The organism is Umezawaea sp. Da 62-37 (assembly GCF_032460545.1).
Classification (GTDB): domain Bacteria; phylum Actinomycetota; class Actinomycetes; order Mycobacteriales; family Pseudonocardiaceae; genus Umezawaea.
Map to the genome: position 1 here is coordinate 7,088,273 of NZ_CP135965.1, position 16,844 is coordinate 7,105,116.

The 16,844-nt window shown below is 67.6% G+C and carries 15 protein-coding genes and 1 pseudogene; 4 read left to right on the forward strand and 12 right to left on the reverse strand.

Features of this window, described 5'->3' with window-relative positions; translation table 11 throughout:
* Nucleotides 1-155: 155 nt before the first annotated feature.
* From RM788_RS32750 to RM788_RS32775, 6 genes are all read right to left on the reverse strand, one after another.
* Complete coding sequence (locus RM788_RS32750) at nucleotides 156-1,172, reverse strand: IS630 family transposase (RefSeq protein WP_315922299.1); 1,017 nt, start codon at nucleotides 1,170-1,172, stop codon at nucleotides 156-158.
* Between the two features lie 381 nt (nucleotides 1,173-1,553).
* Nucleotides 1,554-3,083: a carboxylesterase/lipase family protein gene (locus RM788_RS32755; RefSeq protein ID WP_315922301.1), complete on the reverse strand. Its 1,530-nt coding sequence runs from the start codon at nucleotides 3,081-3,083 to the stop codon at nucleotides 1,554-1,556.
* Nucleotides 3,084-3,201: 118 nt separating this feature from the next.
* Nucleotides 3,202-3,747 (reverse strand): cupin domain-containing protein, encoded by a 546-nt coding sequence (locus RM788_RS32760; RefSeq protein WP_315922303.1) that lies wholly within the window; start codon nucleotides 3,745-3,747, stop codon nucleotides 3,202-3,204.
* A gap of 40 nt (nucleotides 3,748-3,787) precedes the next feature.
* Nucleotides 3,788-4,609: an HpcH/HpaI aldolase family protein gene (locus tag RM788_RS32765; protein WP_315934819.1), complete on the reverse strand. Its 822-nt coding sequence runs from the start codon at nucleotides 4,607-4,609 to the stop codon at nucleotides 3,788-3,790.
* Between the two features lie 41 nt (nucleotides 4,610-4,650).
* Complete coding sequence (locus RM788_RS32770; RefSeq protein ID WP_315922305.1) at nucleotides 4,651-5,079, reverse strand: GlcG/HbpS family heme-binding protein; 429 nt, start codon at nucleotides 5,077-5,079, stop codon at nucleotides 4,651-4,653.
* A 90-nt stretch (nucleotides 5,080-5,169) separates the two neighbouring features.
* Nucleotides 5,170-6,552: an MFS transporter gene (locus RM788_RS32775; RefSeq protein WP_315922307.1), complete on the reverse strand. Its 1,383-nt coding sequence runs from the start codon at nucleotides 6,550-6,552 to the stop codon at nucleotides 5,170-5,172.
* 188 nt (nucleotides 6,553-6,740) lie between these two features.
* On the opposite strand from RM788_RS32775, the gene RM788_RS32780 reads away from it, so the two are divergent.
* Nucleotides 6,741-7,358 (forward strand): TetR/AcrR family transcriptional regulator, encoded by a 618-nt coding sequence (locus tag RM788_RS32780; protein WP_315922309.1) that lies wholly within the window; start codon nucleotides 6,741-6,743, stop codon nucleotides 7,356-7,358.
* An 11-nt stretch (nucleotides 7,359-7,369) separates the two neighbouring features.
* On the opposite strand, the pseudogene RM788_RS53090 reads toward RM788_RS32780, so the two are convergent.
* Together RM788_RS53090 and RM788_RS53095 are read right to left on the reverse strand one after the other, a co-directional pair.
* Nucleotides 7,370-7,510, reverse strand: a pseudogene (locus tag RM788_RS53090) (winged helix-turn-helix domain-containing protein); the annotation flags it as partial.
* A 6-nt stretch (nucleotides 7,511-7,516) separates the two neighbouring features.
* Nucleotides 7,517-7,780 (reverse strand): helix-turn-helix domain-containing protein, encoded by a 264-nt coding sequence (locus tag RM788_RS53095; protein WP_399340772.1) that lies wholly within the window; start codon nucleotides 7,778-7,780, stop codon nucleotides 7,517-7,519.
* A gap of 115 nt (nucleotides 7,781-7,895) precedes the next feature.
* Here RM788_RS53095 and RM788_RS32785 point away from each other — a divergent pair, with 115 nt between their 5' ends.
* A complete protein-coding gene (locus RM788_RS32785) occupies nucleotides 7,896-8,282 on the forward strand; it encodes an MMPL family transporter (protein WP_315922311.1) in 387 nt (128 codons plus the stop codon).
* 163 nt (nucleotides 8,283-8,445) lie between these two features.
* On the opposite strand, the gene RM788_RS32790 is transcribed toward RM788_RS32785, so the two are convergent.
* The 4 genes from RM788_RS32790 to RM788_RS32805 form a co-directional block, all read right to left on the reverse strand.
* Nucleotides 8,446-10,341, reverse strand: a complete 1,896-nt coding sequence (locus RM788_RS32790; RefSeq protein WP_315922315.1) for a ricin-type beta-trefoil lectin domain protein — start codon at nucleotides 10,339-10,341, stop codon at nucleotides 8,446-8,448.
* 82 nt (nucleotides 10,342-10,423) lie between these two features.
* Nucleotides 10,424-11,641 (reverse strand): RICIN domain-containing protein, encoded by a 1,218-nt coding sequence (locus tag RM788_RS32795; RefSeq protein WP_315922317.1) that lies wholly within the window; start codon nucleotides 11,639-11,641, stop codon nucleotides 10,424-10,426.
* Nucleotides 11,642-11,658: 17 nt separating this feature from the next.
* Nucleotides 11,659-13,050: an RICIN domain-containing protein gene (locus RM788_RS32800; RefSeq protein ID WP_315922319.1), complete on the reverse strand. Its 1,392-nt coding sequence runs from the start codon at nucleotides 13,048-13,050 to the stop codon at nucleotides 11,659-11,661.
* A gap of 158 nt (nucleotides 13,051-13,208) precedes the next feature.
* Complete coding sequence (locus RM788_RS32805) at nucleotides 13,209-15,662, reverse strand: lectin (RefSeq protein WP_315922321.1); 2,454 nt, start codon at nucleotides 15,660-15,662, stop codon at nucleotides 13,209-13,211.
* Between the two features lie 100 nt (nucleotides 15,663-15,762).
* On the opposite strand from RM788_RS32805, the gene RM788_RS32810 reads away from it, so the two are divergent.
* Both RM788_RS32810 and RM788_RS32815 read left to right on the forward strand, forming a co-directional pair.
* Nucleotides 15,763-16,308 (forward strand): winged helix-turn-helix domain-containing protein, encoded by a 546-nt coding sequence (locus tag RM788_RS32810; RefSeq protein WP_315922324.1) that lies wholly within the window; start codon nucleotides 15,763-15,765, stop codon nucleotides 16,306-16,308.
* A complete protein-coding gene (locus RM788_RS32815) occupies nucleotides 16,233-16,826 on the forward strand; it encodes a transposase (protein ID WP_315922326.1) in 594 nt (197 codons plus the stop codon). The genes RM788_RS32810 and RM788_RS32815 overlap by 76 nt, the downstream gene beginning before the upstream one ends.
* Nucleotides 16,827-16,844: the final 18 nt, after the last annotated feature.

The window sequence follows — 16,844 nt, forward strand, 5'->3', positions numbered from 1 at the left end:
CAATCGGGCACCTATCCTGACATCGGCAGCCGCCTGCGATCCTGTTGTTCTCACAAACACATGATCAACAGGCGGCTGCTCCATGTCGAACGCAGGCCCCCGGCCACGTCCCCGCAGGTCACATCCCGAATGGCTGCTGCCGTACTAGTGCCGTGTCAGGCCTCGATACGGTTAAGCCACGACGAATTCGTTGGGGTGTAGGCGATCTCGACGTTGTTGGCCTCGGCCCAGTCGGCGACCCGACGACACCGCCTGGTGGTCAGGTGCGGGGAGTAGTTGTCGCACACGATCGCCAGCCGCACCGTCGGCGGGTACAGCGTGCGCAGATAGCGACAGAACTCCAGGAACTTCGTGCGGTTCTTGGTCTTCTTGATGTGGCCGTAGAGCTTGTCGCCGGCCAGGTCGTAGGCGGCGAACAGGTGCCGGACCCCGTGGGGGCGGGTGTAGGTCGCCCGCCGTCGGGGTCCGGGCTCGCGGGCGGGATCCTTGTGCGTGTCGCCGCGTTCGGCCCACTGCCGGCCGGGGTGCGGTTGCAGGTTGAGCGGCCCGAACTCGTCCAGGCAGAACACCACCTCCGGATCGTCGCGATCGCCGACGACCTCGCCGTCGGCGATCGCGTACAGGTGCTCCACCCGCGCCTTCTTGACCGCGTAGTCCGGATCGCGGGAGGCCTTCCAGGTCTTCACCCGTTGAAAAGAGACGCCTTCCTCGCGGAGCAGGATGCGCAGGCCCTCGTGGCTGATGTCGTCGACCACCCCCTGGGCGACCAGGAAATCGGCCGGCTTGGCCGGACTCCAGGTCGAGAACGGCAGATCGTGCTCGACCGGCCTGGACTTGACGATCTTCTTGATATCCCGACGTTCGGGCAGCGTGAACGTCCTGGGCCGACCGCCTGAGTACTTCGGATACAGGGAATCGAAGCCGTCGGCGTTGAAGTTGTGGATCACGTCCCGGACCCGGTCCGCACTGGTGAATGTCACCTCGGCGACCTTGGCCGCCGCCATGCTCTGCGCGGACAACAGCACCATCTGCGCCCGCCGCCAGGTCACCACCGACCCGGTGCCCCGGCGGACGATCCGCAACAACCGCCCGCCCTCGTCCTGATCGATCTCACGAACACGCACTCGATCCGCCACCTGGCCAGCCTGACGCACACGCGCCGCCCGGACCAAGAACCCGAGCGGCGCGTCATGTCATAACAGGGCGAACCTTGTCTGATGCGGCACTAGGGGCGTCGGCGGCTTCATGTTCAGGCCTTTGACAGCTCCACGGCACCCGCGCACACATACTTCCTCGAAAACCAGCCAGGTGCAGCCGGCCCGGACGCCGGTCGAGGATGGACTCGCCGTCGGCAAGATCACCCGCCTCTCGTTCACCTCCGACCACCGCCTCTGCAACGGTGGTATCGCCGGCAAGGTCCTGCGTCACGTCGTCGGCCGTGTGGAGCGCCCACCAGCCTGCAGAGCCGGTGTCGCTCCGGTTGCGGCGCGAAGCAGGCCCCCGCCGCAACCGGATCGGCCGCGGCGGGGTCGCGTTCGGCGGGCGGGTGCGGGTCAGGCGACACTGCCGCGTTGTGAGGCGATCATCGCCACGAGCGGGCTCACCTCGAGCAGGCGGTCTTCCCCGGTGTCGCCGATGAGTGCGACCTGTGGGGCCGACCGGTCGCACGTCGGCCACGCCGTTCCGTCGAGGTGGCGAGGGACACCGGTGCGGGCGAACTCGATCCAGGCGTATTGCACGGCGTCGGACACCGCGCGGTCGACCTCGTCGAAGCCGAGCCCGGCTTGGCTGGTCCCGCCCAGGGCGTTCCAGGGCTCGTCCGGGCCGGCGAAACCGAAGACATAGGGGATCTCGGCGCCGTGGTAGGCGAGCAGCCCGGTCTCCTGGGCGCCGGGCGACACCCGTGAGAAGTGGTAGTGGTACGACGCGCGGTCCAGGGCGGCGAAGCGGCGGTGGGTGTCCTGTGCGGGTTCGAGCCAGACCGCGGCGGTCGTCAACTCGGCCAGGGCCCGGTACGGGCTGAGGCCGCGCTCCGCGAAGTGGGCGAGGACGTCCCCGGAGCGCTCGCCAGCGAGCGCTCGGACCATGTGGTCGAGGGTGTCGGGGGTGTACACGGCGGCGGGGTCGAGGTCCGGGCGGCTGTAGATGCCTGTGGGCCGGAGGAAGGCGCGGGCCTCGTCCTGGGTGGTTCCGAACATGACGGGTACGCCGGAAGGCCAGCCGGCGAAATCGTCGGTGACGACATCGCCGTCGACCGTCGGGTACCAGACCAGGTTGGCGGGTGTGTGCAGTTGCCCCGGCGGAGGCTCGACGCCGGACAGCGCGAAGGAGGCGGCGCGCACCGCCTCGGTGGGGACGGTGCGCAAAGCGTCGATGTCCTTGCCGCCCAGACGGTCGTACAGGGCGTCGGAGGCGTGAAGGGTGCGCTCGCGCGAGGGCGACGCGACCACCGCATAGTCCTCGAAGCCCAAGCTTTGGATGATCCCCCTGTGGAACAACCCCCGCGCTGTGGGCGTGCTCAGCAGAGTGCGCACCGCGGCGGCACCGGCGGATTGCCCGAAGATCGTCACGGCGCCCGGATCACCGCCGAACGACTCGATGTTCGCCGCCACCCAGCCCAGGGCGGCCACCCAGTCCAGCACGGCGGCGTTGGCGCCCGCTCCTGGACGTGCGAGGAACCCGAAGGCACCCAGCCGGTAGTTCATGGACACCACGGTGACGCCCCGGCGAGCCAGTCGTCTGCCTGTCCACTGGGACACCGAGGCGGCGCAGTTGAGGAAACCGCCACCGTGGATCCACACCATCACTGGTTGGCGCGCCGAAGGTTCGAGGGTGGTGGTCCAGACGTTGAGGAAAAGGCAGTCCTCGCTCTCCGCAACCCCAGGTCTGATCCCGCTGACCACCGTCTGGACGGCCGCGTTACCGAACTCGGTGGCGTCGCGGACCCCGTCCCAGCGAGCCGGGCGGGCAGGCGGTGCCCAGCGCAGGTCACCGACAGGCGGCGCGGCGTAGAGGATGCCGAGAAACCTGTGGACGCCGACCTCCTCGACACCCGCCACGAGCCCTTGCTCGATCTTGACCACCGGCACAGGGAGTCCTCCTGTTCCTTCGTCGGGTACCGGCGTCGCGAGGCGCTCGGGGCGGGTGGGACGCCGCGGTAGGTACATGGGTGACCTGTTGCCACGGGTGTGGGCGACCGGCTCAGTCGGCGACCGGCCTGCACGGGATGGCGTCGGTCATGGTGCCGATCAACAGGCAGGGTTCGCCGGACCGGTTGCTCCAACCGTGGTTGGCGCCCTGGATGACCACCGTGTCAGATGCCTTAAGGAGGACCTCCTCCTCGTCGAGCACCAGGTAGATCTCACCGCGGATCACGTGGATGACGTCGAGCGTGTCGGTCTTGTGCATCGTGGCGCTGCGCTGCCGATCCGCCTCGGTGGCTTCGTGGTCGTGACCGACCATCCGGTTCGTCTCGGCGAACAGCGCCCGGTGGGTCTCGGGGTCGGGGTCCGGCCACAGTTCCAGTGCCCGCACCAGCATCCCGCCGGGGAACGGCGACCGCGCCGCCCCTCCGTCGAGCGAGCGGTCGCCCGGAACAGTGTTGTCAACCGGGATCTCCTTGGTCTTCCACAGCGTGGCCCGCCAGAAAAAATCTTCTTTCTCCTGCTGGTTCGGCACGCCGGTCATGACGACGGCCGACTTGCCCCGCTCGTCCAAGCCGACGACGTAGCGGTGGAGATCTGCCATGGCTGTGTCCTCCCAGGACGGTGTCAGTACGAGAGCGGTGTCAGTACGAGGACGGGAAGCCGCTCGCCGGAGCCGGCGGGCGGGTGAGACCGGCGGTGGCCGCGACCGCGGCGTTGGCCGCGGCAACGGTGTTCTCGCACACCTGGCGGAAGGCGAGCACGTCCAGTCCGATGCACAGCACCGAGATTCCGGTCGCCAGCGCCGCGGCGCAGGTCTCCTCCGACGGGTTCAGGATCGGTCCGCCGATCAGGGCGACGCCGTGCCGCCGGGCGGCCTCGGCCACCGTGCGCTGGGCCTGCCGGATCTTGGCACTGCTGTGCATCGCCGGTCCCTCGCCCATGGCGAAAGCCAGTTCACCGGCCGCGAACACCAGCATCTTCACTTGGTCGATCGCGCAGATCGCCTCGATGTCCGCGACCGCCTCCAAGGTCTCGATCATCGGGATGACGGCCAGTTCGGCGTCGTTGTCGCGCATGTGGGCCTGCATCCCCACGACGGTGTAGCCGGACACCCGCAGCGCCGGGCAAAGGCCGCGGGTGCCGTGGGGCGGGAAGGTCAGCGCGTCGACCACGCCGAGCACGTCCGCCGCCGAGCGCACCATGGGCAGGACGACGGCAGCGGCGCCCGCTTCCAACGCACGCCTGGCCGACGTGGTATCGCCGGGGTTCGGGATCCGGACCAGTGGGACGAGCCCGGCGACCTCGCAGGTGCGCATGGTGTCCTCCAACGCCCGCGGGTCGAGCGGGCTGTGCTCGCTGTCGAGCCAGACGTAGTCGAACCCAGTCGCGCCGAGCACCTCGATGAGCGTGTGGTCGCCGGTGAAACACTGCATGCCGATGGGCACCTCGCCCTCGTCCAGCATGGTCAACAGTCGATTTCGGGGCACGCGTGCCGCCCTTCCCATCAGGCGCCGGGATCGGCGCACAGGTCACCTGCGGTCACTCCCCGCAGGGCGCATTCCTCATCGCGATCGGGCACGTCACCGCTGACTCCGACCGCGCCGAGAAGCTGTCCGTCACTGTCGCGCACCAGGACACCACCAGGCACCGGCACCAGGTCGCCGTCGGCCAAGGCCACCAAGGCGTTGACGAACTCCGGGTGCGACCTCGCCCTCGCGGCGATCCCCCTGCTGCCCATGCCCATGTGGAGGGCGCCATGCGCCTTTCCCCGCGCGATGCGCTCGCGCAGCAGGCTGGAGCCGTCTTCCCGGCCGAACGCCATGAGCTGACCGGCGGCGTCCAGCACGGCGACCGTCATCGGCGGCAGACCCTCGTCGCGTGCGTGGCGCAGGGCTTGCTCGACAATCGTGCGCGATTGGTCGTAGGTGATCAAATCTGTCCCCTCCTCGGATAAACGAAAACGATCGTTCTTGTTGACACGAGAGTAAGCGGGTGATCCCCATAACGCAACGATCGTTCCTTTTTAGGTTGCACGTCCCACGTACCGCGTCAGCACCAGGACCGCGATGGCAGCGCCCACCGACGCGACCGCGGTCACGAGGAACAGGTTCGGCGCGCTGGTCCCGACCGCGACGAGCAGGCCTCCGAGCACGGGCCCCACAATCCCGCCGATCCGGCCGACACCGACCGACCAGCCGATGCCGGTGGCGCGCAGCGACGTCTCATAGAAACCGGCACACAGCGCGACCGTGCACATCTGCGCGCCGATGCTGAGGAACCCCGCCGCGAAGGCGGTGCCCAGCAGCGCCACGCCCGACCCGCCGACGCGACCGATCGCCGCGATGGCAAGTGCGCCGGCGGCGAAGGCCACGCCGATGACGATCGTGGGCCGGAACGCGTCCGCGAGCCTGCCGATCACGACACACCCGATGATCGCACCGAAGTTCAGCGCCACCACGCAGAAGATCGCCTGCGATGCCGCGATGCCGGCCTGCGTCGCGACCATTGGGATCCAGTTGGTCAGCAGATAGGTCAGCAGCAGGCTCAGGAACAGGGTCGCCCAGAGCATCAAGGTGCCGCCCGCGCGCCCCTCGGTGAACAGCCGCGCGATCGGCGATCGTTCGTCGTTGGGCTCCGGTTCAACGTCCTCCGCCCGGACCGCGACGCCCAGCTGTCGCAGCACCCGCGCCAGACCGTCCCGGTCCCCCTTCAACGCGAGGAAGCGCGCCGATTCGGGCAACTTGGTCCACAGCAGTGGAAGCAGCAGCAGCGGAACGGCGCCACCGAGGATGAAGACGCTTTCCCACCCGAGGGTCGGGATCATCCGCGCCGAGGCGATCCCGCCGATGACGGCCCCCAGCGGGAACCCGCAGAACATCAGGCCGACCACGGTCGCCCGCATACGGGCGGGCGTGTACTCCGAGGTGATCGCGATGAGGCAGGGCAAGGCTCCGCCGAGACCGAACCCGGTGATCAGACGGATCACCACCAGGACGGGCGCGGATTCCGCGAGGGGCGTGCAGAGCGAAGCGACAGCGAACAGCGTGACCGCCGCGAGCAGGTTCGGCTTGCGACCGAACCGGTCACCGGCGAAGCCGAAACCAATGGCGCCGAGCAGGCCGCCGAACAGTCCCACGCCGAACACCACCCCGAACACGGCGGGATCAGCGCCCCAGTCAGCGGCGATGACGGGTGCGACCAGCGCGATCGACTGCGTGTCGAAGCCGTCGACCACCGCCACCAGAGCGCACAGGAAGACGATGGCGACCTGACCGCGCGCCAGCTTCCCGGAGTCGAGGATCGTGTCGAGCCGGGGACGAACATCATTGTCCACCACGGAATCACTCCACGGATTGTAGGACCCGGGTGCGTATACACCCGGATGAGCCTTGGGAGCCGCAGGCACACTCGACCCACCCGCGGAATTCGACGTCGATCGGCGCCGCTCGCCGATGGCGGACGATCGGAATGGGCCCGGACACTCCGGACCAGCTACTGATCCACTAAACGAGAGTAAGCGTTTTCGCTTGAGGCGCGAATGTACTCCGCGCCACTCCAGTAGCGCAACCGTTCGTTTCCGGTTAGCCTGCGCGCGTGCCGAGACTCAGTGAGAAAACTCGTGCGAACCGTCGGCAGCACATTCTCATCAGCGCGTGGGAGTGCTTCTCCCGCAACGGTTTTCACGCCACGTCGATGGACGACGTGATCGCCGCGACCGGAATGTCGTCCAGCGCGGTCTACCGCTACTTCCGCAGCAAGAACGAGATCATCGACGCCACCACCGACGAAGGGCTCGACCGGGTCCGCGGCATCTTCGTCGGCCTGCTGGAGCGCGATCCGTGCCCAACCCCGGACGAGACGGTGCGCCTGCTGGTGGAAGAGATCCGCAGCAGGACCTCGAACCCCGACTACGACATGACCCGCATCGCCCTGAACACGTGGGCCGAGGCTTTGCGCGACCCGCTGCTCCAGGACCGGGCGCGGGCGCTCTACCGCGACGCCCTCGACCGGATCGCCGAGTTGGCCGACCGGTGGCGCGCGGACGGCCACCTGCCGCCCGGCGCCGACACCGCGGCCGCGGCGGCGACGCTGTTCACCCTGATGCACGGTTTGATCGTGATGCACCACGTCGTCGAGGACGTGGCCGCCGATGTGCTCCGCGCTGGTCTGTCGACGCTCGGCTCGGCGGTCACCGCGGCCAACGAGCGGTGATGTCGCCAGTGCCCGATGGTGTGTTCGTCGCGTTCGACGGCGCGGGCGATGGGTTGCCGCGGGGTGAACTCGGCCCGGTGCGTCACCTGCCACACGGTGGTGATCCCCACCGTGATGTGGAACAGCCGGCCGATCAGCGTCCGCGCACGCACCAGGGTTCACCGCTGATCTTCGACCCGTTGCACTCGAGTCTGCGATAGCCGATTATTTGGACCCGGTGCACCCCTGGATACCAAGGCTTGCTCGCCGCCGGTCAACCAAGCCCGCCGCCACGTGTACGCCGATGTCGTGGAGACCTCCAACGCGGTGGCGATCTGCACCGCGCTTATCCCATCGGCGAACATCATGGCCGCCCGTCTGCGTATCTGCTCGCGACGGACCCGACCCTGCGGGCAGACCCCATCACCATCGCCGTATCGCATACCCGATCAACGGCGAAACGTCGACCAGCGGTGATCACCCAAGCCAGTGAATTGGACTCGAGGCAGACCCTGACTCCGAAAGGTCAGTAAGGCGACCGCGGGCTTCCTGCTCACGGTGGCCGCGTCGATCGGCGCCGTCGTGGCGATCTTCCAGTGGGGCTCGCTCGGTGAGTTGATCGGCGTGTCACACGGCGGTCCCACCATCAGCTTCCTGCCGATCCTGATGACCGGCATCCTGTTCGGCCTTGTCATGGACTGCGAGGTGTTCTTCGTGCAGTGCGTGCGCGAGTCGTACGTGCACGGTGCCACGCCGCGGCGGGCGGTCGTCGAAGGCTTCGACCACAGCGCGCGGGTGGTCACCGCGACGGGCCTGATCATGACGTCGGTCTTCCTGGGCTTCGTCCTGTCCTCCGGCACCGTGATCAAGTCTGTGGGGTTTCGCGCTGGCGTTCGGCGTCCTGGTCGACACATTCCTGGTGCGGATGACGCTCGTGCCCCCTGATGACCCTGTTCGGCAATGCGGCGTGGTGGTTTCCCGCTGTTTGATTCGTATCACGTCGACGTCGAGGGCGAGGGCGAGGCGTTCAACGTCGAACAGCGCGACCACACCCGCCAGACCGCGTGAGGTGGAGGACCCGCTGCCCGGCGGGTCCTCCACCGTCCGGTCACGCCGGCAGGAACCAGTTCTGGTTCGCGCCGCCGTTGCAGTCCCAGATGGCGACCTGCGTGCCCCACGTGGTCGACGCGCCCACGTCGTCGAGGCAGCGGCCCGACTGGGGGTTGCGCAGCGCGCCATTGGGCTGCGGCAGCCACACCTGGGCGCCCGTGCCGTTGCAGTCGTACAGGCTGACGAGCGTCCCGTTCGCGGTGCCGCCACTGGTCACGTCCAGGCACTTGCCGGAGACGTGCAGCGTGCTGCCCGACCCGACCGCCCACTGTTGGGCGCTGGTGCCGTTGCAGCCCCAGATTTGCACCGGGTTGCCATCGGCGGTGTTGCCCTGGCTGTTGTCGAGGCACTGGTTGGCATACCCGTGGACCGGGCCCGCGCCGCCACCGGTCAGGGCGATCTCGACGGTGTGCGTCCCGGTCAGCGACTTGGGGATCGTGCGGGACGAGGACGTCACGCCGTCGAGCCTGTAGGAGGCGATGGTCGAGCCCGCACCGCGCAGGGTGACGTTGAGGGTCGCGTTCCGGTACCGCAGTCCGGACACAGTCACATCGCCCCAACCCCACGGCAGGTTCGGCCCGAACGCGAGGCCGTCGTCGAGGAACGCCATGCCGAGCATCCCCTGGTAGAGCATCCGCAGGTACGCGGTCGCCGACCACGTCTGGTCCCGCAGCGGACCCCAGTGGTTGTTCGGACCCTGCCAACCGCCGTCCGGTGCGCCCGTGCGGAAGTTGTAGATCTCGTAGAAGCCGTTGCCGGTGTTCGCGAGGGTCGCCAGTGTCGTCACCTCCGAGGCGAACCGGCCCTGATCGCCGGCCCGGAGCGAGGCCTCCGCCCAGTACCCCTGGATCATCGGCCAGACCGAGACGTTGTGCCGACCGGGATTGGTGTCGCTGTAGCGCGGGAAGTGCGGGTAGACGTCCACGATCCCGTTGAGCTGGACGTGCGCGTTCCGCACGATCTGACGGGCTTGATCATTGTCTGCGACGCCGAACAGGATCGCGAACGACAGCCCGGTTCCCTCCTCCGACTCGTCCAACTGCCCGGTCGGAGCACCGTCGCCGTTGTGCAGCAGGTAGCCGTACGACCCCTTGGTGGGGAGCCAGAAGTACTGGTTGATCCTCGCTTTCAGCGCGTCCGCGGCGGAGGTGAGGCTGCTGACCTCGTTGGCCGGCTTGCCCAGGGCTGACGCCATGAGCGCGGCGCTGTGGTAGGCGGAGTAGTACAACGTGTTGGTGCTCAACGTCATGATCTTGTCGGTCGGGTAGCTGCCGACGAATCCGCCGTGGCTCTCGGTGGCGTCCGCGGGCGGTGCCGGATATCCGGCGATCCCGTCGTTGAAGAACGACGGCCCCTGGAACAGGCCGTAGGTGCTGTTGAAGTTGGTATTCTTGCGCGCTGTGATCGTGTTCGTCGTAGCCTGGTAGGCGTCGCCGAGGAATGCTCGGTCGCCGGTGACCTGATAGTGGTTCCAGGCCGCGGTCAGCCACACCACCTGGTCCCACCACTGGTTGTCCTGGTTGACGATCAGCTGCCCGTTGGACTGTCGACGGACCACCGACCAGAGCGTGTTGCGGGCGACCTCGGGGGAGAGCAGACTCGCCGCGTTCCACGAGTTGACCGCCGCGTCGCGGGTCCACGGCTGCTCGTAGCCGCCACCGGCGCGGATGAACGTGTCCGGGGGATTCGTCATGAGACCGGACTGGTTGTACACAGCCGGGTCGTACCGGACCGTGTTGACGTCCAAGAGGTTCGTCAACGCTTTGGTGTAGGCGGCACCGAGGGTCGATTGGGTGGTGGGATTGGCGAAGGTCACCGTCGGACGGGTCGTCGCCGCCGAACTCGGCGACGACCCCGCCGTCACGACGATGGTCGAGGCCAGCAGCAGGGACACTCCCAACCAAGTCGGGGTCCGTGCGCGCATGGAATCGTCCTCTCTCTTGGGGGGGGATCGGAGTTCGTCGCGATCGAGTGGCTCAGCGCTGGGACCAGGTCTGGGCGCCGGTGCCGTTGCAGTCCCAAACACGGAGTGGGCTGCCGTTCGCCGTGGCCCCGGACGCGACATCCAGGCACTTGCCGGAGCCGACCCCGACGATCGCGCCGTCTGCTCGGAACACCCATTTCTGGTTGTCCCCACCGGTGCAGTTCCAGATGATCACTTCGGAACCCGACGTGGTGGCGCCACCGGTGACGTCGAGACAGCGATCGCCGTAGGCGCGCAGCTCGCCTGCGGTCGTTCGGGACCATTGCTGGTTCGTCCGGCCGTGACAGTCCCAGATCTCGGTTTTCGCCCCGGCCGCCGTGGCCGCACCCGTCACGTCGAGGCAGCGGCCCGACTGCGGGTTGACCAGGGAGGGGGAGAGCGACGACGGGACCGCGAGCAACGCGCCGTACCAGGCTTGGGCCATCTTGCCGTAACCGGCCGCAGTGGGGTGGATGCCATCGGAGAGGTCGGCGGTGGACACCACCGCGTGCATGTCGACGAGGTGGACGTGCTTTCCCGCTGCCACCTTTCGCCCGATGATGTCGGGCAACGCGGCGTTGAAGGTCTTCACCTTCACCTCTTGGACCGGGTTGCCCAACGGGGCGATGGCGGCCACGAAGACCTCCGCGGAGGGCGAGGTGGCGACGATGTGGTCGATGAGACCCGACATCCTGGCGGGAGCGTTGGCGAGGTCGTAGTCCTGCAAGACGTCATTGGTGCCGATGTGCAGCAGGACGGTGTGCGGGTCGGAAGCTCGGAGCCAGCCGACCACGTTGGCGTCGATGTTGTCGATCCGCCAGCCCGAGTGGCCCTCGTGATCGTGGTCACCAAGGCTCGACGGCCCGTTGGCGGCCGACCCGACGAAGTCCACGACGTTCCCGTGACCGACCAGTTTCTGCCAGAGATCGACGCGGTATCCGCCTGGAACGGTGAAGCCATCGGTGATCGAGGCGCCCAAAGGCATGATTCTTACGCCGTTGTTCGACTCGGCAGCGGCCGCTGAGACCGGTTGCCCCACCAGTGAGGTCGCGATCAACGTCAGTCCTGACAACACGACCGTTGCCCATCGCGGGAAATACTGCATGATATCCATCCTTTCGGTGGAGAATTCGTCGCGTTCAGGAGGTCGGCAACTCGCACCGCCTCCTCGCACCACCCGTGCGGTCCCATGACGCGACGAGCATCTGTTCGTGCCTTCGCCGTCGATCACGCACCTGCTCGTGCGGATCAGCCCAGGTACCACTTCTGATTGGCTGTTCCCGCGCAGTCCCACAGGGTGAGCACGGCGCCGTTGTTGGGGTCCCATCCCGCGATGTCGACGCACTTGTTGGCCTGCGGGTTGACCAGGTCGCCCGCGCCGCTGAGCACGAACTGCTGTGCCGCGGTGCCGTTGCAGCCCCACAGCTGGATCACCGCGCCATTCGCTGTCGACCCGCCGTTGACGTCGAGGCACTTGCCGTTCTGGGTGCGCACCGCGCCGCCGGCGAACTCCCACTTCTGGTTCGCACCGCCGTTGCAGTCCCACACGACCGTGCGCTGACCGTCGGCGAAGTTCCCACCGGGCACGTCGAGACACTTCCCGTTCCAATTGCCGACAATCGCGCTGCCGGTCGGCTTGGACGTCGGGGTGACGGCTTGCATGATCACCGAGCCGATGGCTTCGATCGCGCTGGTGTCGTCCCTTGGCGTCTGAGCGTCCCACCGGTTCCAGGTCAGTTGCAGGTCGGTGCGCCGTGCGTTCCACGCGGCGTCGGCGTTGCGCTTCATGAAGTCGTAGTACTGGTCCCACAAGTTGTTCTCGCGGACGAAGTCCCCCATCCCCCTGGAGAACTCCGACTGCCACGTGCCTTCCCGTGTCCCGTTGGTCATGATCCCGTTGACGGTGCGTTCCCGGATCACCCAGTCGGTCGTGCGCTTGGCGTCGTCGAAGATCGACCGCTGTCCGCCGGCGCGATACATGGCCTGAGCCGCTCCGACAAAGGCCCCTGCCGAGTACACCGTCTGACCGCTGGAGACGGTTCCGTCGGCCAAGACGGTCTCGTGGACGCCGCCCGTCGTCCGGTCGAGCAGGTGTCCCCAGACCCAGTCGTAAATCGCGCGTGCCTTGTCCAGGTAGGCGCGGTCACCGGTCGACTCGAAGATCAGGCCACCCAGGATCACCGCCGGACTGTTGCTCAGCGCGCTCTTGTCCCGCTTCTCGACACTCCACCACACGCCGCCGCCCAGCGCGCTGTCCCAGCCCCGGTCGTACATCCTGGTGAAGGCGTACTGCGCCTGTGTCAGGTAGACGCGGTTGTTCGTGATCCGGTAGCCGCGCGCGAACGCCAGACCGGCCCACAGCAGGTCGTCGTTGTACTCGTTCCAATTCCAGTCGTACAGGCCGCCGGCGCCCTGGTTCTGCTGGAGAAAGGTGTCCAACAGGCGGCCGATCAGATCGCGGGTCTCAGGACGCCTGGTGCTGTCGTAGACGTCCTCGGCCGCCTGGATGTCGAGCGCTTGCCGCCAGAAGTAATCCTTCCCGGTCTTGCCCAGGGACTCCTTGTAGTACCGCCGGTCACCGTCGGAGACCAGGAACGCCCTGTTCAGCGCGTCGAAAGCGGCGTTGGTGTTGACTGTCAAAGGCATCACCGTGGCTGGAATCGGGTTCTGGGCACCCTGGGCGATCGGTACGCCTGCCGAGACGACGAGGAACGCTGTCACTGCAACGAGAATCGATGCGGATCTACGCATGTGCATCCTCCTGTCCGAGGTTCACGGATGTCCGTCCGGGAGCGGGGCTACGGGTTCGGCAGCGTCCACTGCTGGTTGGTGCCGCCGGAGCAGTCCCAGATGACGAGCTGGGTGCCGTCGGTGGTGCTGGAACCGGGATTGTCGAGGCACTTGCCCGATGCCGGGTTGACGAGCGTGCCGTTGACCGGTGTCCATTGCTGGTTCGCGCCGCCCGAGCAGTCCCACAGCACGACGGGGGTCCCGTTCGCGGTGCCGCCGCCGGTTGCGTCCACGCACCTGTTGTAGATCCGGAGCGTCCCGTCGCCGGGAACGTGGATCGACTGCGCGGACGAGCCGTTGCACGCCCAGATCTGGATCTTGGACCCGTTGGTCTTGCTCGCGGTGTTGTCGTCGAGGCATTTGCCCGAGTTGACCGAGGTCAGTGCGCCTGTGCGCGCCTTCGGTAGCGTCCATCTCTGGTTCGCGCCGGCGGAGCAGTCCCAGATCACCAATTGGGTGCCATTGGCGGTGCTGCTGTTCGGGTCGTCGAGGCAGCGCCCCGACGTCGGGTTGCGCAGCGCTCCGGTGGCGGGCTGGGGGACCCACTGCTGGGCGTTGCCGAGGTTGCAGTCCCAGAGTTGCACCTTGGTGCCGTTGGCGGTGCCGCCGCCGTTGATGTCCAGGCACTTCCCGAACATCATCACCGTGCCATCGCCTGGAAGGGTCCAGCGCTGCCCCGCGGTCCAGTTGCAGTCGTAGACCTGAGCGGGCGTGCCACTGGCGGAACTGCCCCCGGCGTCGTCGAGGCACTTCCCGGCGACACCCGACGCGATCGCTCCCGACGGCCCGACCGGCGTGGCGGGCGGCTGGGCGCCACCGTCACCCGTGTAGGAGGGCGGCGCGGAGGACGGGCTTGTGGCCCACGAGGTGTTCGCAGTGGTGCCGAGGGTGAGGTTCAGCGTGCCGCCCGAGGTGGCGAAATTCGCCGGGAGGTAGGCGTTGTTCCAGGTGGCGCCATTGAGGGTGGCGCTCTGCACGTACGGGGCGTTGGTGGCCGCTTGCGGGGCGTTGATGGTGATCGTGCCGCCACCGCCGAGCGCGACCGTGGTCGTGGTGAACAGCGGACTGCCCAGCACCAGGTCCGAGGTGCCCGGCGACATGGGGAACACGCCCATGGCCGACCACACGTACCAGGCGCTCATCGTGCCGAGGTCGTCGTTGCCGACGCTCCAGTTCGCGGGGGAGTTGGGCCACATCTCGTTCTGTACCTGGCGGACGACCTTCTGGGTCTTCCACGGCTGCCCGATGTAGGCGTACTCCCACGGCAGTTCGATCGAAGGCTCGTTGCCGAGGTCGGCGTGCGATCCACCGGAGCCGTGCAGGTTGGAGAGCACGCTGTCGAGGTAGGCGGCCAGCTTCGCGTTGCCGCCCATCGCGTCGGCCAGCCCGCGCACGTTGAAGGGGACCATTCCGGTGTACTGCCAGGAGGTTCCCTCGACGAACTGGTCGCCGCTGGTCGGGGTGAACCCGGATCGCCACGACCCGTCCTTGAGCTTGGGCTGCATGAACCCGCTCGCGGGGTTGAAGGTGTTGCGCCAGTTCTGCGCCCGGTTGACGAACTGGTCGCGGGTCGCGGTGTCGCCCAGCGCCCCGGCGAACGCGCCGATCGCGAAGTCCGTCGTGGAGTACTCCAGCAGTGTCGCCACCGAACCGTAGAACCCGTACGGGTAGGTGGCGTCCGACGGCAGGTAGCCGTAGTTGGACAGGTATTCCAGGCCCGTCCTGATGCTGTTGAGGCGGGTGCCCTGGCCGACCATGGCGTTCTTCGCCGCTCCGGTGTCGAAGCCGCGGGCGCCGAAGGCGTAGTAGTCCGCGATGATCGCCGGAGCCGAATCGCCGTTCATCACGTACGTGTCGTACTCGTTGAGCGACCACTTCGGCAGCGTCCCGCCCTGGGCGTGGTCGTTGACCAGCGACTGGGCGCTGTCACCGGCCTGCTTCGGCGCGACCAGGGCCATCAGTTGCGCCTGGGAGCGGTAGATGTCCCAGCCGGAGAAGTTGCCGTACTGCGCCGCCTGGCCGCCAGACACGGTGTGCACCTGGTGGTCGAAGCCCCGGTAGCGGCCGTCGACGTCGCTGACGACGTTGGGGTGCAGCAGCGAGTGGTAGAGCGCGGTGTAGAACACCACCTGCTGGTCGGTGGTGCCGCCCGAGATACCGATCCTGCGGAGCAGACCGTTCCAGGAGTCCTTCGTGGACTGCCGGGTCGCACCGAGGTCCCAGTTGGGGTTCTCCGCGACCCGGTTGGCCTTGGCGCCGTCGTTCGACACGTACGACAGACCGACCTTCGCCTGGACCACCCGGTTGCCGGAGGTGTCGAAGGTGACCGAGTTGCCGCTGGAGAAGGTGCCGGTGGTGGTGAAGGGACGGTCGAACACCATGTTGAAGTAGAGGGTGTAGGTCGGGCTGGACGCGCAGAAGTGGCCGGAGGTCACCGAACCGCTGACCTCGGTGCTGCTCACGGCGGTGAACTTACTGATCTTTCGGGGTCAGGGTCTGCCTCAAGTCCACTTCACCGGTTTGGGTGATCGCCGCTGGTCCACGTTTCGCCGTTGACCAGACATGCGATATGGCGATGGTGGTGGGGTCGGCCCGCAGGGCCGGGCCCGACGCGAGCAGATACGCAGGCAGGCGGCCGTGATGTTCGCCGACGGGATGAGCGCGATGCAGGTCGCCACCGCATTGGAAGTCTCCACGAAATCGGCGTACACGTGGCGGCGGGCCTGGACGGCTGGCGGCGAACAGGCACTGGCATCACGAGGTGCACCGGGTCCGGACGGTCGGTTGTCGCAGGCCCAGGTGCAACGGTTGGTGGCGGTGGTGCGGGACGGTCCGGCGGCAGCCGGGTGGGCCGAGGATCAACGGTGGACCCTGGCGCGGGTGCGGACACTGATCGGCCGGATGTTCCACACCACGGTGGGAATCACCACGGTGTGGCAGGTGCTGCACCAGGCCGGGTTCACCCCGCAGCAACCCGTCGCCCGCGCCGTCGAGCGCGACGAACACGCCATCGAGCACTGGCGGCGGTATCAATGGCCGGCGGTAAAAGGGTCGCGCGCAGGCTGGGCGCGTGGATCTGCTTCGCCGACGAGTCCGGCATCACGCTGAGACCGGCCAGGGCCCGTACCTGGGCCCCGCGGGGCACAACCCCCATCGTGAGCGTCGCCGGCCGCAGCGGACGCAAGCTGTCCATCGCCGGGATCGCCGCCTACCGCTCGGGACAACGCAGCCGACTGTTATACCGGATCCTGGTCCACAGAGGACGCAAAGGTGAGCCGAGAGGCTTTGGAGAGATTCACTTCGCTGCCCTGCTCGACAACGCCCACCAGCAGCTGGGCGGGCCGATCGTGCTCGTCTGGGACGGTCTGCCCGCGCACAGGTCCGCCAGGATGCGGGCGCTGGTCGCAGCCCGGCCGTGGTTACGCGTCTATCAACTACCCGGCTATGCCCCGGAGTTGAACCCGACGGAGAATATCTGGTCGAGCATGAAACGCGGCATGGCCAACCTCGCCGCCGGAACCATCGACGACCTGACCCGCATCACCCGTAATCGACTCAAAAGCATGCAGTACCGGCCTACCCTCGCCGACGGGTTCCTCGCCGCCACTGGCCTCGTCCCGCCATGAACACGATCTCCCGGACCC